This is a genomic window from Amphritea atlantica (assembly GCF_024347255.1).
Lineage (GTDB): Bacteria > Pseudomonadota > Gammaproteobacteria > Pseudomonadales > Balneatricaceae > Amphritea > Amphritea atlantica.
The window spans coordinates 3,005,192-3,022,260 of the sequence record NZ_AP025284.1; the positions used below are offsets into that span (position 1 = coordinate 3,005,192).

The 17,069-nt window shown below is 48.0% G+C and carries 12 protein-coding genes; 7 read left to right on the top strand and 5 right to left on the bottom strand.

The window, feature by feature from the left end:
- Positions 1-253: 253 nt before the first annotated feature.
- Positions 254-1,177 (top strand): sulfotransferase, encoded by a 924-nt coding sequence (locus OCU43_RS13840; RefSeq protein WP_091357072.1) that lies wholly within the window; start codon positions 254-256, stop codon positions 1,175-1,177.
- Between the two features lie 26 nt (positions 1,178-1,203).
- Here OCU43_RS13840 and OCU43_RS13845 read toward each other — a convergent pair whose 3' ends face one another.
- Positions 1,204-1,782: a hypothetical protein gene (locus tag OCU43_RS13845; protein WP_139203174.1), complete on the bottom strand. Its 579-nt coding sequence runs from the start codon at positions 1,780-1,782 to the stop codon at positions 1,204-1,206.
- Between the two features lie 543 nt (positions 1,783-2,325).
- On the opposite strand from OCU43_RS13845, the gene OCU43_RS13850 reads away from it, so the two are divergent.
- Positions 2,326-3,552, top strand: coding sequence for an HD-GYP domain-containing protein (locus OCU43_RS13850; protein WP_175483494.1), 1,227 nt, complete (start codon positions 2,326-2,328; stop codon positions 3,550-3,552).
- Between the two features lie 711 nt (positions 3,553-4,263).
- Complete coding sequence (rnr, locus tag OCU43_RS13855) at positions 4,264-6,615, top strand: ribonuclease R (protein WP_091357065.1); 2,352 nt, start codon at positions 4,264-4,266, stop codon at positions 6,613-6,615.
- Between the two features lie 60 nt (positions 6,616-6,675).
- Here rnr and OCU43_RS13860 read toward each other — a convergent pair whose 3' ends face one another.
- The 4 genes from OCU43_RS13860 to OCU43_RS13875 form a co-directional block, all read right to left on the bottom strand.
- On the bottom strand, positions 6,676-7,512 hold the full coding sequence (locus tag OCU43_RS13860) for an HDOD domain-containing protein (protein ID WP_091357063.1): 837 nt from the start codon (positions 7,510-7,512) through the stop codon (positions 6,676-6,678).
- A 263-nt stretch (positions 7,513-7,775) separates the two neighbouring features.
- A complete protein-coding gene (locus tag OCU43_RS13865) occupies positions 7,776-9,527 on the bottom strand; it encodes a sugar phosphorylase (protein WP_091357060.1) in 1,752 nt (583 codons plus the stop codon).
- 1 nt (position 9,528) lies between these two features.
- Positions 9,529-10,755 carry a glycosyltransferase family protein gene (locus tag OCU43_RS13870; protein ID WP_091357057.1) on the bottom strand — a complete coding sequence of 409 codons (1,227 nt, stop codon included), beginning with the start codon at positions 10,753-10,755 and terminating at the stop codon, positions 9,529-9,531.
- Positions 10,748-11,632, bottom strand: coding sequence for an HAD-IIB family hydrolase (locus OCU43_RS13875; protein WP_091357054.1), 885 nt, complete (start codon positions 11,630-11,632; stop codon positions 10,748-10,750). The genes OCU43_RS13870 and OCU43_RS13875 overlap by 8 nt, the downstream gene beginning before the upstream one ends.
- 800 nt (positions 11,633-12,432) lie before the next feature.
- On the opposite strand from OCU43_RS13875, the gene OCU43_RS13880 reads away from it, so the two are divergent.
- The 4 genes from OCU43_RS13880 to OCU43_RS13895 all read left to right on the top strand — a co-directional run bounded on the left by OCU43_RS13880 (position 12,433) and on the right by OCU43_RS13895 (position 17,050).
- Positions 12,433-13,533: an ABC transporter ATP-binding protein gene (locus OCU43_RS13880; RefSeq protein WP_091357051.1), complete on the top strand. Its 1,101-nt coding sequence runs from the start codon at positions 12,433-12,435 to the stop codon at positions 13,531-13,533.
- Positions 13,534-13,649: 116 nt separating this feature from the next.
- A complete protein-coding gene (locus tag OCU43_RS13885) occupies positions 13,650-14,750 on the top strand; it encodes a polyamine ABC transporter substrate-binding protein (protein WP_091357048.1) in 1,101 nt (366 codons plus the stop codon).
- A 172-nt stretch (positions 14,751-14,922) separates the two neighbouring features.
- Positions 14,923-16,194, top strand: coding sequence for an ABC transporter permease (locus OCU43_RS13890; protein ID WP_091357045.1), 1,272 nt, complete (start codon positions 14,923-14,925; stop codon positions 16,192-16,194).
- 4 nt (positions 16,195-16,198) lie between these two features.
- The gene (locus tag OCU43_RS13895; protein WP_091357042.1) at positions 16,199-17,050 is read left to right on the top strand and encodes an ABC transporter permease; all 852 of its coding nucleotides are present in this window, start codon (positions 16,199-16,201) and stop codon (positions 17,048-17,050) included.
- Positions 17,051-17,069: the final 19 nt, after the last annotated feature.

The window sequence follows — 17,069 nt, forward strand, 5'->3', positions numbered from 1 at the left end:
GGCTGCAGGTTAGGTTTAAATTACGAACTGTTTCATCTGATTAATTTTCCATTGAGTAGCATTTCTATCAGCGTTATGCCACAGTTACACCTACCTGAAAAACTCGCTAATGATAGTAACATTCAAGCTAAGTACCCAGAGCTACTTAATAAATATTAAGGAGGATCATATAATAGCTTGATATTTAGAATATAGACAAGAGTTCCTCCCGGTCCAGCCACTTCAAAATATTCCCCCTATCTGATGGTAAAAAATGATCTTCTCTGCAAAAAAGAACCCTGAAAATCCTGGCAAGCACAGACAGTTCATCGTCGTTGGTGTGCAGCGGGGTGGCACCTCGGCAATAGCGGCTGCACTTCAGGCACTGGGGATATCCCTTGGGGATAATTATCATAGCCCTATCTATGAAGATTTAGAGATAGCAAAAACGTTTCGCAGCGGCAACTGGAAAAAACTGCAACAACTGATAACGGCATATGAACTGGAGTATCAGCAGTTTGCCTGGAAGCTACCTGATAGCAACAGTAAGCTAGCCCGCATTTCCAAACTGTTTTCAAACCCCAGTTTTATCTTTGTTTACAGGGATATCTGCGCAATCGCCAACCGAAAACAGTCAGTGCAGAACATCACTCTCGTCGAGGCAATGAAATCCAGCCTGACGGCGTATAACCGGATAGTAAAATTCGTCGAAAAAAACGACTATCCAGCTCTGCATATCTCTTATGAGAAGCTTCTGCAGGATTCCCAGAGGCAATTAAGGCAGATTGCAGATTTTTGCGATATTGATGCAACTGAAAGCTTAATTGACCAGGCCAGCCAAGCCATCGAAGCATCTCCGAAAATTTATACGCAATGGGTGGATATTTCACGACAGATATATCAGCTCAATAAAGCCGGATTTGATGGCTATATTGATAAGGTTTCTGAAAATCTGGTGTCTGGCTGGTTTCTCCAGAAGGGCTCTGATCAACCGGTTACTGTTGAACTTCTTGTCAATGATCACTGGGTCGCAGATGTCCTGTGCGAAGAGTTTCGGAGTGACCTGATCACGGCTAAAAAAAGCGTGACAGGTAAGGCGGGTTTTCGTGTTTCACTACCAAAAGGCACTTTAGCCAAAGCAGACACCGTTTCAGTCAGAGCAAAAGGTCATACGGAAACCCTGTTCAGCGTATTTTAAGACAGCACTATCGCTCAGTAAGCCCCTTATCGCGATGTAATGACACGTTCGCAAATCTTGCGAAAACAGACTGAATCAACGATTTTGTGCTCTTTAGAACCGATCACGATGGTAATAACGCCAACAGCGATACCGCTCTGGTGAACCGGCAAAATCGTTACAAGGTAGGATGAACCTTTTCCCCTTTCAATTTCAAACGCCCGCAGAGATATTCTCCCGACACTTCTGACAACTCTGGCAATTGCCTTCTGCAACCTGAGATTATCGACAAGAGCCCGGCAACTTAGACGGTTTTTACTATCTGTTTTAAGTCCATCCCCACTTGCCAGCGCTTGATCTGCAAAATGGTTTGTGCAGATTACCTCACCGTTCGTCGCTAGCAGAAACACACCGCACCTGAATCGGTTAAGTTCACCCACAACAGCCTTAAAGCGGGCTTTCAGAAGCGGTAATGTATCTTCAGGGTGATTAAGATGAGTACAGGGACCGGTCAAATGCAACGACGATGGAGATACACTGCACTGTCGTACCTCGTCCCTCTGCCTGTTGCCCGTGAGAATATCAATATCCCAAAAGCGCATCTTATTTTTATAATTAGCTATCATATACTTCTCCCGGAGCATGAGCCCCTGTTTCAGGCCCCTGCTCGGCAAAACATCAGATATTTAAGATTGATAGCAGATACACCAGCAAGTCTTACGCCAATCAAGCAAAAGATTTAGCACCCTATATATATCAGCATGTTACAATAAATTAGCAGAGTACAGGATTGGTTATGTCAGTAGTCTTTATCACTATTGAGAGAAACGGAATCATATATTCTTCAGTTTGACGATTCACAACAGCCTGATAACCTTCTACGCTATAAACCATTGAATATATAACATTGAGTTTGCTGCTATATCGTATGTCGATCGGCAGTAAGTCTCGTTCTTAATCGGCAACACTGCACCTGCTTTCAGGTAAACTACTAAAGTTAAGAGGCGCACAGGATCCCTACTGCTAACCGGTGCGTGATTCTGAGACGCTTAACACCAATCAGTTCAACCATCAAAATGCAGCTACAGATTTAACCGATCACTCAAATCCGATATTGGAAAAAATGAATGGGAAATATCGCTGACAAACTGGTTCAGGTTACTCAGGGCATGAAAATCGATGTCGGGCACGCCGCTCTGACGGTGACCAAAGCACTCGATTACGTAGGCATTGATGATAAAAGTCATGGCCGCCGTGTCGGCCTGATATGTCACCGCATAGCACATCTGCTGGGTTGGAATCGCACCAGAAGGCATTTTATTTTGATTGCGGGCATGCTCCACGACTGCGGCGTGTCATCTACCACAGTGCATCGCAAGCTGGTGGCCGAGATTGAGTGGGAAGGCGCAGAAGAGCACTGTTTGAGAGGTGATCAGTTTTTACAAAGTTTCCCGCCATTCAGCCCCTTCGCTGCAGCAATCAGATACCACCACACCCGCTGGCAGGACCTGCCACCGTCACTTGACGATGAAACGCGGGAATATGCAAACCTGATATTTTTCGCAGATCGCTTAGATGTTGCCTATGCGTCGTTCATCATCAGTCACCCGCACCATGAAGCACTGTTAAGCCGGGAACGCCTTCTTGCTGAGCTGGCACCTTATGTTGGGATACTGTTCTCCGATGAAATATATAAAGCAGCTACCCACGCTATACAGAAAGACAGCTTCTGGCTAGAGCTGCGTGAGGAGTATCTGGATGATGCCATCATGGAAGCGCTCTCCTCAGAAGACTATGAAATATCATTGTCATTTGACGAAATTGAATCGCTGGGAGAGCTCATATCTCAGGTCGTCGATGCCAAGAGCCCCTATACGCACTACCACAGTTTGCGGGTTGCAGACCTGGCTTACACACTTTCAGGGCTGGCAGGTCTGGAGCCTTATCAAAGAAGAATACTGAGACTTTCAGGTCTGCTGCATGATGTCGGTAAGTTAAGAACACCAGATGAGATTCTTGAAAAGCCCGGAGCACTGACTGACGCCGAAGTCGCCCAGATGCGCAGTCATCCGCTCGATAGTAAAAGAGTTCTTAATTCACTATTCCCCAATACCCCTATCGCAAAATGGGCAGCAGAACATCATGAAAAGCTGGATGGATCTGGCTACCCGTTTGGCTGGAAAGGCGATCAGATCGACTTTCCTACCCGGATCTTATCGGTCGCCGATATCTTTCAGGCTCTGTGCCAAAAGCGGCCATATCGGCACAGGCTGAACATAGAGGACGTTCTTGAGATCATGGATGTAATGGCTGGCAAAGGGGAGATAGACCTTTCAATATATGGTTTACTAAAAGCAAACAAAGAGGAACTATATACAATAGCAATAAAAACGTAGCCTCTCTGAGAATGAGAAACCGTTTCCTATCGTCGGGTGACCAGAATAAATCAAACCGCCCAGCCATAGCCGGCCGGAAAAGCGCACAAAATGAAGGATATATTGACAAAACACAACAACTCTATATAGTGTAGATCAGCTTAGAAAAAGTCTATTTTTTAACCATTTGTTGTCGTTGTATTACTGTTGTTGCAATATTTAAGTATTCTCGTCCCTCTGTTTTAAAGTCCAGTCTTATTTTTTTGCTATCCGGTCACCTCTGACTACATTTTGAACAACAGCGTTTTATACCCCTACGCTGTGAAGATAGAGAGTCGCTCTGAATATCGGTTCAGAGTTGTCCGGCACAATACCAGAACGGTGGCGATTACACTGCACAGATGGTTATTGTTGCTTCCTGTCTGGGTGAGCCAGTCGTTCACAGCTTCAGGAAACTACCCGCTGTATTCAAGTGTCGTGGACACTCGGCAGCTATAAATATTTTTGTCATGTGCATGAGATAGACTAACAAGGATCTCAGCATTAGTTTTTGGTCATCAGACAGGGCTCAGTGCCCAGGCTAGCAAAAGCAGGTCTGATCTCCAGTCCAATTTAATTCACTCCAGAGACGTGAGTGATGCCAGCCATACGCATCCCGTAGTATTAAAACCCATTATCAATGAGTTCTTCTGACTACCTGAAGCGGCCGATGCTGGTTTATTTGAGAAAAGAATGAGTAATAACACCAAAGCGGCAATCAACGCCGCAGATTTTGAAAAATATAGTAATCCGATTCCCGGCCGGGAATACATTATGGGTCTCTTCGATGAACCCGGTAAGTTTTTAAATCGCGAACAGCTGGGTAAAAACCTGAAGCTGTTTGAAGATGAAGAGAAAGAAGCGTTGCGCCGCCGCCTAAGGGCGATGGAGCGTGATGGACAACTTAATTTCGACCCGCGTAAGGGTTACAGTCTGCTAACCGCTCAGGATCTGGTTGAAGGCCGGGTTATCGGGCACCCTGATGGCTTTGGTTTCCTGTCACTGGACCAGGGTGGTGACGACCTTTTCCTGCATGATAGCCAGATGCTCAAAGCATTTCCCGGTGACCGGGTACAGGCACGAATCACCGGCACTGACCGTCGCGGACGTCAGGAAGGTCAGATCGTTAAGGTGCTTGAAAAAAATATGACCGAGATCGTTGGTCGTTTAAGAGTCGAGGATGGCGAGTACTATCTACAACCCGAAAACAGCCGTATCTGTAATGAGATCGATATCCCGGATGATCAGCTAAATGGGGCTCAGGTAGGGCAGTATGTCACCGTTGAGATCACCGAGTACCCTTGTCATCGTTTTAATGCTGAAGGCCGGGTAACTGAAATACTGGGGGACTCCATGGCTCCGGGTATGGAGATCGATGTAGCGATTCGCAACCATGATATCCCCCATAAGTGGCCACAGGATGCGCTACAGGCAGCCGAGGCACTGGGCGAAGAGGTTAAAGACGCGGATAAACAGCATCGTGCAGATCTGCGCGGCTTGCCATTTGTCACCATTGATGGCGAAGATGCCCGGGATTTTGATGACGCAGTCTACTGCGAGAAACGCAAGTCCGGCGGCTGGCGTCTGTTTGTCGCTATCGCCGATGTTTCCCACTATGTCACGCCAGGCAGCCCATTAGATCTGGAAGCCGCTGAACGGGGTACCTCTGTGTATTTCCCGGGTCATGTTGTACCGATGCTGCCCGAAGCGCTGTCAAACGGACTCTGTTCACTGAATCCCCACACGGACCGTTTAGTTATGGTCTGTGAAATGGCGATCAACAACGCCGGTAAGATGACCAGCTATAGGTTTTCTGAAGGTATTATTCACTCCCACGCCCGGTTGACCTATACCCAGGTGGGAGCGCTGGTATCTTCACCCGAATCTGAACTGGGTAAAACCGTTGCCCGCAAGCATGACGACGTTGTTCCCCATATCCACACCCTGCACCATCTCTATGCCGTGCTGAGAAAAGCCCGTACAAAACGGGGCTCCATCGACTTTGAAAAGCAGGAAGTACAGTTCAAGTTTACCGAAGACCGCAAGATTGACCGCATTGTGCCTGTCGTCCGTAACGATGCCCACAAGATGATTGAAGAGTTTATGCTCTGTGCCAACGTCGCTACCGCCCAGTTTTTAGAGAAACTTGAGCTGCCAGCCCTTTACCGTGTCCATGAAGGGCCAGTAGAGAAAAAGCTGACCAATCTGCGGGCATTTCTGAGCGAGAGGGGCCTGAATCTGGCGGGTGGAGAAAAGCCAACACCGGTACATTATGACCGTCTGCTGAAAGGACTTGGCGAGCGACCGGACGCGCAGATTATCCGCATGATGATGCTACGCTCTCTCAGTCAGGCGGAATACAGTTCAAATAACCAGGGACACTTTGGCCTGGCGTATCCGGCATATGCTCACTTTACTTCACCCATTCGGCGTTACCCTGACCTGCTGGTTCACCGTGCAATCCGTTCAGTCATTCGCCGTAGCGAAACTGGCAGCGTGATAAGCCGGGCACTGAAGAAAGTCACCGGAGTGGGTTCCGACCCGGTACACCGGATTAAAACGGCCGCACCTCTGGCACCGGGAAAAAGCTATCCTTATGACCTGGCGGCGATGAAGAACCTGGCTGAGCACTGCTCGCTGGTATCCCGCCGCGCGGATAAAGCCAGCTGGGATGTTGAAGCCTGGCTCAAGTGTGAATATATGCAGGACCACGTTGGCGATGTCTTCAGCGGAGTTATCAGCACGGTCACTAACTTCGGTCTCTTTATCGAGCTGGACGATACTCAGGTTGAAGGGCTGGTGCATGTCACCGCTCTGAACAATGACTATTACCAGTTTGATGCCGCCCAGCAACGGCTGGTGGGCGAGCGCACCCACGCCAGTTTCAGCATTGGCGATAAGATCAATATTCGGGTGGTGCGGGTCGATATGGATCAGCGCAAAATCGAATTTGAACTGGCGGTTAAAGAAACCCCATCAGCTACAACAAAACCACGCAAACGCAAGGGCGGATCTAATAAAGGCACCGGAAAATACCGTCGCTAAGTCACAGGCGGATATCTGATTAAGCCGATCCTTAAGAAAATTAAGCATCGGCCTTATTGCTCAACGAACCCGCTCAAGCTGATCTAAACAATCATCCCGGATATCCAGATAGTCAATATCCGGCAAGCCCAGATATTCCAGAGCAGGTTTTAATTCCAGCCATGACTCCCGGGGAGTATTCAGTCGCCAAAAGCGGCGATACTGCCCGCTGATATCTTTTGCCAGAAGCACCAGACAGAATAACGCCTTGCTCCTGTCATTAATTGCAGCAGACGGCTTTAAAAGCTCTAACGGATAGTGCAGTTGTAGTTTAATCGCACCGCATACCGACTCCGGCATATGCCAGGCAGCGGCAATTTCTGCACCGAGCGTGAAGTGATCAACACCATATTGCTGCCGTTCCAGGCTGCTTAAACCGGCCAGATCACTCCCTTCAAGGGCATTCAGAAAACGACGATAATCACTAAAGGACTCCATCATCAGTGGCACACCACAATCGTGTACCATTCCCAGTGCATAGGCCTCATCAGGATTATCAACTGATAAAATGCCGGCTAGCCGGGCCGCCAGTTCAGCGACTTCGGTGGAGGTATCCCAAAACCGGTCAAGACGCCCTGTTTTCGATAAAGAACGTTTTAATGAGATCACCGTAATCAGCGTTTGTAAGCGTTTGAAGCCCAAACGCATGACCGCCTGCTGTAGTGAAGACAACCGCCCTACCCTTGAAAACAGGGGACTGTTAACCGTGGATAACACAACGGTATATAAGGACACATCAGTCTTCAACAGGTTAACGACAGCGCCGACATCAGGCTCAGCTGACTTGAGCAGTGTTGCGAGTTTCAGCAATATCTCTGGACGGGACGGAATCAGGTAAGGCTTCGGCTTTATTGCCATAAACTCCCCATAACGATTATAACTAAGAGATCGACACAGGATCACTCTACCACTACTGATTAATAAGAGAACAGAAGATTGTCACTAAAACAGGTACAGAGAGACCGGCCTTCTACTCCCATACCACATCACACAGACCACTTTGAGCACACCAGGCGGTACTCGACGAAAAGCTCAGCAAGACAGACACGACTTTAATCCCGAAATTCAGATGGTCAGGCACCCGCTGTCGCGCTCCGGCTGGTAGATTTTCTCAGTACTTTTCAGCGATTAGAGAGCCAGATACTCTGATAGGGTGCCAGTTCGATGCTCCCCAACAGATCCTCATAGCGTTGACCACTGAGCAGATCGCGCCAGTCCTGAGTCTGGATAAGATTCAGATCTGACAGCGATAATGTCGCAGACTCAGCACTGATATTATTCAGACAAAATATATTCTGAGTGCGGTCGATACTCTGACGCCAGAAACCGAAAACCTGCTCCCCCAGATGCAGAGTAAACTGAGTGCCGTTTGGATGGAACGCTTTCTGCTGAGCGCGGATGGAGATCAGATGCTTCATCGCTGTAAAAACGCGGTGATGGTGGCTTGTCTGATCCGTGAGTAACTGTTCTAACTCGCTATAATCCCATTGATGTCGGTTAATTGAGCGAAAGTGACCGGTAGCCTTAACCCGTTCGTGATCGTTCTGGGTGCCCAGTAAGCTGTGAAGATAGAGTCCCGGAATCCCTTCAAGCGCCAGCATAATGGTATGCGCACAAAGAAAACGGGCTTCTCCCCACTCATCTTTACCTCCAACGGTTCCCTGCAACGCCTCAAATAATGCAATATTAATTTCATAGGGTTTCTTGCCGCCATCGTCCAGCGCCCGCCAGGATACATGACCACCAAAATCCTGCATGGTAGCTATCATCAGATCCACTTCACTATCCGGCAGGATGCCCTCTACCGGACGCAGGCCGATACCATCGTGAGAAGCGATGAAATTGAAAAATGCAGTGCCATCCTGTGCCGGCGGCATACTCATCATCCACTGCTTCAGATAAAAATTCTGTCCGGTGATCAGGGCATGAAGCAATAACGGCGGCAGTGAAAAATTGTAAACACAGTGTGCTTCGTTCGCGTTACCAAAATAGGAGAGGTTTTCCCGGCTGGGAATATTTGTCTCAGTGATTATCATGGCGGAAGGGCAGGCATATTCGATCAGGGTACGCAACAGTCTCACCACTTCATGGGTCTGCTCAAGATTGAGACAACTGGTGCCCGCTTCTTTCCACAGAAATGCGATGGCATCGAGACGGAAAATATTGACGCCCTGATCGAGATAGAAGCGAACAATATTAACGAACTCTTTCAAAACCCCGGTGTTACGGAAATCAAAATCGATCTGGTCGTGACTGAAAGTACACCATACATACTTTAACCCATCCGTGGTCTGTACCTCTCTTAACAGCGGGCTGGTCCGTGGCCGAACCACTTCAGTCAGATTTTCATCGGGGCTGGTGGTGAAGTAGTAATCATGCCCTGGCCCCTCACCTTTTATAAAATGCTGAAACCATTCACTCTCACCGGAACCATGATTGATCACCAGATCAGACATTAGCCGGTACTCAGCCGAAAGCCGCTGGATATCCTGCCACTCCCCCACCGATTCACGCACCTCATAATAGTCGCTCACCGCAAAACCATCATCTGAACTGTAGGGAAAAAAAGGCAGCACATGCACACCGTTAATCACGCCATCGCACTGCTCATTGAGAAATCGGTGCAGGGTTGTCATCGCCCGCTCATCAGTACGCAGCAGACTGTCACCGTAGGTAATGAGAATAACGTCCTGCTGGCTCCAGTGATTCTGATAGGGAACAGGAACCTGCTCCACACTACCCAGACGCATAATAGATATCAGATCGGAGACCAGCTGAGCAATATCAGTCTCAAATCCCTGGTAGATAGTCTGCAGGTGGTTCTCAATCTGGCTGGCCAGCTGTTCGCTTGCTGTATTTAAAACACTATCCATCTTATTCCGCCATAAACTCTTGATGATCCAGTTCTACCGCTTCAATAAGCCGGTCAAACACCTCAGGCATCGCACTGGAGACCCGGCTCCAACTGGGAATAAAGGGGGTTTCCATCGGATTACTCAGGAATTGCTCTCCGGCAGTGATAATATTACGCGAGAACATCTCGACGGCCATCTCCTCCTCGTGAATATCCAGCTGTAAACCATTCATCATTGCATCATTGTGATAGGTTTCAACAAAATCCAGCGCAATACGAAAATAGGTCGCTTTGACCGATCGGAAGGTTTCAGTATTGAAGGTATATCCCTGGGTTGCTAACTTGCGAAACAATGACTTGGTGATGTCAATCGACATCTTCGACAGCCCGGCATTCTTATCATCCAGCGAAAGATTCTGATGCTTATGGTCATACTGGTCCGCAATATCCACCTGACATAAACGGTTGTTAGCGTAGTTTCGTTGCATTTCCGATAGCACTCCGATCTCCAGTCCCCAGTCACTGGGGATGCGAATATCGGTGAGCACATCCCGGCGAAATGAAAATTCGCCCGCTAAGGGATAACGAAAACTATCCAGAAACTGCAGATACTCAATCTCACCAAACACCCGCTTCAGCGCCCTCAACAAAGGGGTTACCAACAGCCGGCTGACACGGCCATTGATCTTGCCATCCGCAACCCGGGCATAAAATCCTTTGCAGAACTCATAGTTGAACTGGGGGTTGGCTACCGGATAGATCAGTCTGGCCAGCATCTCGCGACTGTAAGTCACCACATCACAGTCATGCAACGCCACCGATTCTGCCCGCCCCGATGCCAGAACATACCCCATGCAATACCAGACATTACGCCCCTTCCCGGCCTCTTTTGGTGCCAGCTTCAATGTCTGAAGTTCGGCGTCCAGTGCTCTGAGCCGCGGACCATCATTCCATAGAATACGGTGATGCTGGGGTAGCTTATTAAAGAATGAACGAGCATAGCGAAACTGCTCTTCATTCGCCCGGTCCAGCCCAATAACAATCTCCGACAGATAGGGGACTTTACTGATCTCATCAATAATATGGCCGAGCGCCGGCCCCTCCAACTCAGAAAACAGTGAAGGCAGAATCAGTGCTAAAGGCCTCTTTCTGGCAAACCGGGTCAGCTCTTCTTCGACATCCTCAATCGGTCTGTTCGACAGATTGTGCAGGGTGGTGATAATGCCATTCTGATAAAAATCACCCATAACAACGACTCCTTAACTTCGTACGAAGGTATTCTATTGAATCTATAGTCTCAGGCCTGTCTGCTGCACCCAAAAACCAGTTAACCCCTTCAACCCACCCTTGCGGACCTGTTTGCCGGGACAGATAGAGATGCTGATGCGGGACTTCAGGAGGTGAATGCACAGGTGAACGAACCACCACAGCACAATCTGCCACCTGCAACATATCAACATCGTTGTCACTATCTCCTGCAGCGATGGTTAATAACGCACTGTCCGGATATTCAGCACGATACTGTTCTGACAACCATTGCAACGCCTTACCTTTATTACCGGCTCCGGTGACATGGAGAAAGCGCCCCCCCTGGAGCACCGTGGCCCCCGCTTCTCTGAGCGTTTCGATAAAACGCAACTTTCGCTCATCTAATCCGAGCCACAGAACGGGTTCACTAAACTCCCGCTTACTGGCCTGTTGCGCAGCACTTTCCGTTAACCCAGTCGATGCCCGGATACCTTCCACACCTAAATGGGTGAAGGTTTCAAACTCGCCTCCAAACTCAGCCTCCTGCTGCGCCAACAGGTCTGTCCAGTATTCACGGGGTTTAGAAAATTGATAACGGTAGAAACCATCAATCACCTCACAACCTGCGGGAGGTGAGGAAAAATAGTTTTCGGGAATAAACACAGCGGCACCATTTTCGACTACAAATGGATCATGGTTATCCAGTTCGCATCGCAAAACGGCTAACTCAGCCCGGGTTTTGCTGGTCACAGGGATAACGGGGACGCCAATCTCATTGAAAAGAGACAGCAAAGGTTGCGCAGGACTAAAACTGTAACTGAAGTGATCCAACAGTGAACCATCGAGATCTGTAAAGATCAGAATTTTTTGAGTCATCGCCTCCCTCCCATAGTTGTGCAGCCAAATCGAAGCCCTCAATAAAACGCACCAAACTGGAGCAATTAATGCGTGCTTTATTAAACCATGCTGCCCTGGAATAGAGAGACTGCAGGAAACATACCTAAACTGATAAAAAACAAGATCAGGGTGCAATTACACAACAATAATCTATTCTTAAAAGGTTACAGGCAGTGATTACGGATAACTATTCAGTCTGACAGGGCATATTTTAGCCTGGCAGAGCGTATTGCCAGGGTTTATGACCTCATTTAAAAACGCCGGACAATGATAAAAGCCATAAGAACTTAAGAGGAGGAACCTGAGGTGAGCAGGCTTCTGGGTCGGCAGGTGACTTATCTGCAGCCCAGGCTAAGCAGATCGATGATCAGCCACTGGATCGACCTGAGCACTTTATTGGAGCGCACGCCAGTTATTAATCCTGACGTCGAAAATCCAGAATAGGGCAATAAAGACAAAACGGGAACTATGGCACTCAAAATAGCCATTCTCTCGATACAACATGCACCAACTTGAAGCAATGTAAACAAGAGCAATCCGGACAGAGAGGAGATAAGCCAGAATAGTAAAATGTCGTAAATAGTCAATTTTTGCAGTGAATTTGGTAATTTTTAGGCATGCAAACAGTCCTGATAGACTTAATTATAGGTTTTTAAAGGTTATGTTTGCACTCACACTTCGTATTATCGTAGTGTAATAGGAGAGATGAAACAGTATCCCACTACAGATTTTTTAATTTGCGGGCAATAAAAATAACTGGTAGCGAGGCATAACAGCAGATGGAAAATTCAGCTTCCAATGAGGCTTTTGTACGATTTGAGGGTGTTCAGAAAAGCTACGATGGCAGAACTCTAGTAGTAAAAGATCTGAATATTGACGTTCCACGCGGTGAGTTTCTAACCATGCTCGGGCCATCCGGCTCGGGAAAAACAACTTCCTTAATGATGCTGGCGGGATTCGAAACCGCGACAAAAGGAAATATCTATCTGAACGGCGAGGCAATTAACGACGTAGCCCCCCATAAGCGGGGCATCGGTATGGTGTTTCAGAACTACGCCCTCTTCCCTCATATGACCGTCGCCGAAAACCTTGCTTTCCCCCTTAAAGTCCGCAACATGACCTCTTCTGATATTGAAACCCGGGTTAAAAGAGCCCTGGATATGGTAGAGCTGGGGAGTTTTGGCAACCGGCGACCAGCCCAGCTCTCTGGTGGACAGCAACAGCGTGTTGCCGTAGCTCGCGCCCTGGTATTTGAACCCGACCTGATTCTGATGGATGAGCCGCTGGGTGCACTGGATAAAAATCTGCGGGAGCAGATGCAGTACGAAATTAAGCATATTCATGAACGTCTGGGGGTTACCGTAGTTTACGTCACCCATGACCAGTCTGAAGCACTGACCATGTCAAATCGTATAGCGGTGTTCAATGACGGTGTCATTCAGCAGCTGGCTCCACCCAGCGAACTGTACGAAAAGCCTATCAACTCTTTTGTTGCCCAGTTTATTGGTGAAAACAATAAACTCAACGGTACCGTATTGTCTTCGCAGAACGGTACTTGTCAGGTGACGCTGTCTACAGGAGAGGTTGTTAAAGCTCTGGATGTTAATACTGACAAAGCAGGTATGAGCAGCACGTTGTCTTTAAGGCCTGAGCGGGTATTCATTAATCCGGACGGTGAACAATACGATAATATGTTCAGCGGCAAGGTTGAAGAGATCATCTATCTGGGCGATCACAAACGGGTCAGAATGAATGTCTGTGGTCACGATGACTTTATCATCAAAGTTCCTAATTCTACTGATAAAAGGGGTATTCAGGTTGGTGAAATCGTGCCGATTGGCTGGTCAGTCGATGACTGCAGGGCACTGGATCCGGTCTAAGAATCACTGAAATTTAAAAGTAATAAAAAGTAATAATCCATCAGTTACGGATGGATTCAGGTCCGGCGTTTTCAAGAAGAAGGCGTTCTTTAATAAAGCTCGTGAGGATAAAAACAATGAAGAAATTTTCAAAACTGTCACTCGCTCTGGCACTCGGTGCCGCAATCGGTACATCTTCCGCAACCGTATCTGCGGCAGACAGTCTTACCGTTGTATCATGGGGTGGCGCTTATACAAAATCTCAGCGTGAGGCATACAGCAATCCGTTTACCGCTAAAACCGGTATCGAAATTGTTGATGAAGATAAGGCCGGTAATGGTCTTGCAGGCCTGCGAGCACAGATAGAAGCAGGTAATGTCGTCTGGGATGTTCTTGATATTCTTGAAGGTGATTCCATTCTGGCCTGTGATGAAGGTATTGCGCAGGAACTGGACTATGAAAAGGATCTGAATCCAGGAGCTGACGGCACACCGGTGATGGAAGACTTCGTCCAGGGTTCCCTGAATGGGTGCTTTGTTCCAACAATCGTATACTCAACTCTTTTCTCTTATAACAATGAAGCCTTTCCTGGCGAGAAGCCCAGCACTGTAGCTGACGTGTTTGATCTCAAAAAATTCCCGGGTAAACGCTCCCTGGAGAAAAAACCGGATGCGAACCTCGAATGGGCACTTGTTGCCGACGGCGTTCCCTACGATAAGGTTTACGAAGTACTGTCAACCCCTGAAGGTGTAGACCGGGCTTTTGCTAAGCTGGACACCATTAAAGATCAGGTTATCTGGTGGGAAGCTGGTGCTCAGCCACCTCAGCTGCTGGCGGACGGTGAAGTTGCCATTGCCTCTGCATACAACGGTCGTATCTTCAACGCTCAGGTTGTCGAAAACCAGCCATTCACCATCATCTGGGATGGTCAGGTATTCGAGCTGGATGGTTATATCATTCCTAAGGGAGCACCACATAAGAAAGCGGCTATGGATTACCTGCGCTTTGCCACTGATACCCAGCGTCTTGCTGACCAGGCTAAATACATCTCCTACGGCCCTGCGCGTAAGTCATCCGCACCTCTGGTATCAACTCACCTTGAAACCGGCGTAGACATGAACCCACACATGCCTACAAACCCTGAAAACTTCAAAACTCCAATCAAAAAGGATGCTGAATTCTGGGCTGATAATGGTGACGAACTGCGTCAGCGTTTCAACGCCTGGCTGGCTCAGTAAACCCATAAGCTGAGGAGTATCTGACTCCTCAGCTGTTTGCTCTGATATTCAGCAAATTTGATTTGCTGAATATCAGAAACTGGTCTGAGTTTAGATGATGACTCACACCAAAAGTGGCTTGTTGTATAGACCACTATTTTGATTCATCTTCAGAAAAGGCTTTGTATTCCATATGATGGCAAATACTGTTGAGGCCGATGGCCAACTAACCCCCGAAGAGCAGAAGCGCTTAACCGCTGATATGAATCGCTCTTTACGCCTCCGAAAGATTCGTTCGTTGTTACTTGTGGCGCCACTGGTTATCTTTATTCTGGTAACTTTCGTGTCACCTATAGCATCCATGCTATTCCGTTCCATAGATAATCCCCAGATCATTGAATATATGCCTAACACCAGCGCAGCTGTGGCTGAGTGGGATGCAGACAGCAATCAATTACCCGGGGAGGAAGTCTTTGCCGCGCTGGTGGACGATCTTGTAACCGGCAGGAAAAACCATACGATCGGTAAAGCAGCCACCCGGCTAAACTATGAAAAAAGTGGCATGCGTAGCTTACTTACCGGCTCTGCACGTAAAGCGGCAAGACTTAAACCGCCTTTTAAAGATAAGCTGATACAGATTAATTCGGACTGGGGGGAACTGGATACCTGGCGTGTAATTAAACGTGAATCCCGTCCATATACCGCATCTTACTATATCGCCGCATTTGATATGGAGACCACTCCATCCGGCGAAATTAAGTTCTTACCCGAACAGCAGCAAATCTATCTCAAGCTCTTCTGGCGCACCGTCTGGATGTCTCTGTTAATCACAGCGATGACTCTGTTGCTTGGCTATCCAGTTTCTTATCTGCTGGCCTCACTACCAATGCGCATTGCCAATATGCTGATGATATTGGTGTTACTGCCGTTCTGGACCTCGTTACTGGTACGAACCTCTTCATGGATCGCAATGCTTCAGGGCGAGGGGGTCATCAATGATGTTCTGGTTTGGTTTGGACTGGTGGATGATGATAACCGGCTGAGTATGATCTATAACGCCACAGGTACGGTGATCACCATGACCCATATTCTGTTGCCGTTTATGATTCTCCCTCTCTACTCAGTCATGAAGACCATACCACCCAGCTATATGCGGGCGGCCCGCTCCTTAGGCGCAACACCGTTTACCGCTTTTTATAAAGTGTATCTGCCTCAATCAGTCCCAGGCATCTCTGCCGGCGCGATTCTGGTGTTTATTCTGGCTATTGGTTACTACATCACTCCGGCGCTGGTGGGTGGTCAGACCGGTCAGTTTATCGGCAATATGATTGCGTATCATATGCAGAGTTCGCTTAACTGGGGACTTGCGGCAGCTCTTGGCGTTATCCTGTTAGTTCTTGTTCTGGGCCTGTATGCAGCATATAGCCGCCTATTAGGTACTAACAATCAGATGAGTTTGAGGTAAAACTATGGCACTTCCATCGTATGCAGGGCCACTGGAAACGTTCTGGTATTACGCGTTTCGCATAATTTGCGGCATGATCTTTGTGTTTCTGATATCTCCGCTGATTATTATTATCCCTCTGTCATTTAATGTTGAGCCCTACTTCAGCTTTAGCCAGGGGATGCTCGCTCTTGATCCAGACGCATTTTCGCTACGCTGGTACGAAGAGTTTATCAACAGCGAGCGCTGGATGAATGCGCTACAAAACACCTTTATTGTGGCAGTTTGCTCGACCTTCCTCTCGATGGTTCTGGGTACCCTCGCTGCACTGGGGTTAAGCAGGTCTGAACTGCCTTTCAAAGGCGTCATAATGGGGTTATTGATCTCACCAATGATTGTTCCATTAATCATATCTGCAGCGGGAATGTTCTTTTTCTATTCCTCAATCGGAGTATCACAAAGTTATGCAGGTCTGATTCTGGCACACACCGCACTGGGCACCCCCTTTGTGGTGATTACGGTGACAGCAACCCTGAGTAATTTTGATAACAACCTGATAAAGGCGTCAGCCAGCCTTGGAGCCACGCCAACTTACACCTTTTTTAAAATCACAGTTCCGCTGATTATGACGGGTGTAATCTCCGGCGGTCTGTTTGCCATGATGACCTCTGTTGATGAAGTCGTCGTTGCACTGTTTATCGCCGGTGCTGAGCAACGGACAGTGCCAATGCAGATGTGGGCCGGTATTCGTGAGCAGATCAGCCCGACTATTCTGGCAGTGGCAACGCTGCTGGTATGTATGTCGATACTGCTGCTAACTACCGTAGAATATCTGCGTCGCAGGTCTGAAACCATCCGGGGGATCACTCCGCACTAAAAAGCTGTAAAACAAAAAC

Bases quoted from the DNA above. Each gene is read 5' to 3' on its own strand.
- OCU43_RS13840 (WP_091357072.1), top strand. From the start codon at position 254: ATGATCTTCTCTGCAAAAAAGAACCCTGAAAATCCTGGCAAGCACAGA.
- OCU43_RS13845 (WP_139203174.1), bottom strand. From the start codon at position 1,782: ATGATAGCTAATTATAAAAATAAGATGCGCTTTTGGGATATTGATATT.
- OCU43_RS13850 (WP_175483494.1), top strand. From the start codon at position 2,326: ATGAAAATCGATGTCGGGCACGCCGCTCTGACGGTGACCAAAGCACTC.
- rnr (WP_091357065.1), top strand. From the start codon at position 4,264: ATGAGTAATAACACCAAAGCGGCAATCAACGCCGCAGATTTTGAAAAA.
- OCU43_RS13860 (WP_091357063.1), bottom strand. From the start codon at position 7,512: ATGGCAATAAAGCCGAAGCCTTACCTGATTCCGTCCCGTCCAGAGATA.
- OCU43_RS13865 (WP_091357060.1), bottom strand. From the start codon at position 9,527: ATGGATAGTGTTTTAAATACAGCAAGCGAACAGCTGGCCAGCCAGATT.
- OCU43_RS13870 (WP_091357057.1), bottom strand. From the start codon at position 10,755: ATGGGTGATTTTTATCAGAATGGCATTATCACCACCCTGCACAATCTG.
- OCU43_RS13875 (WP_091357054.1), bottom strand. From the start codon at position 11,632: ATGACTCAAAAAATTCTGATCTTTACAGATCTCGATGGTTCACTGTTG.
- OCU43_RS13880 (WP_091357051.1), top strand. From the start codon at position 12,433: ATGGAAAATTCAGCTTCCAATGAGGCTTTTGTACGATTTGAGGGTGTT.
- OCU43_RS13885 (WP_091357048.1), top strand. From the start codon at position 13,650: ATGAAGAAATTTTCAAAACTGTCACTCGCTCTGGCACTCGGTGCCGCA.
- OCU43_RS13890 (WP_091357045.1), top strand. From the start codon at position 14,923: ATGATGGCAAATACTGTTGAGGCCGATGGCCAACTAACCCCCGAAGAG.
- OCU43_RS13895 (WP_091357042.1), top strand. From the start codon at position 16,199: ATGGCACTTCCATCGTATGCAGGGCCACTGGAAACGTTCTGGTATTAC.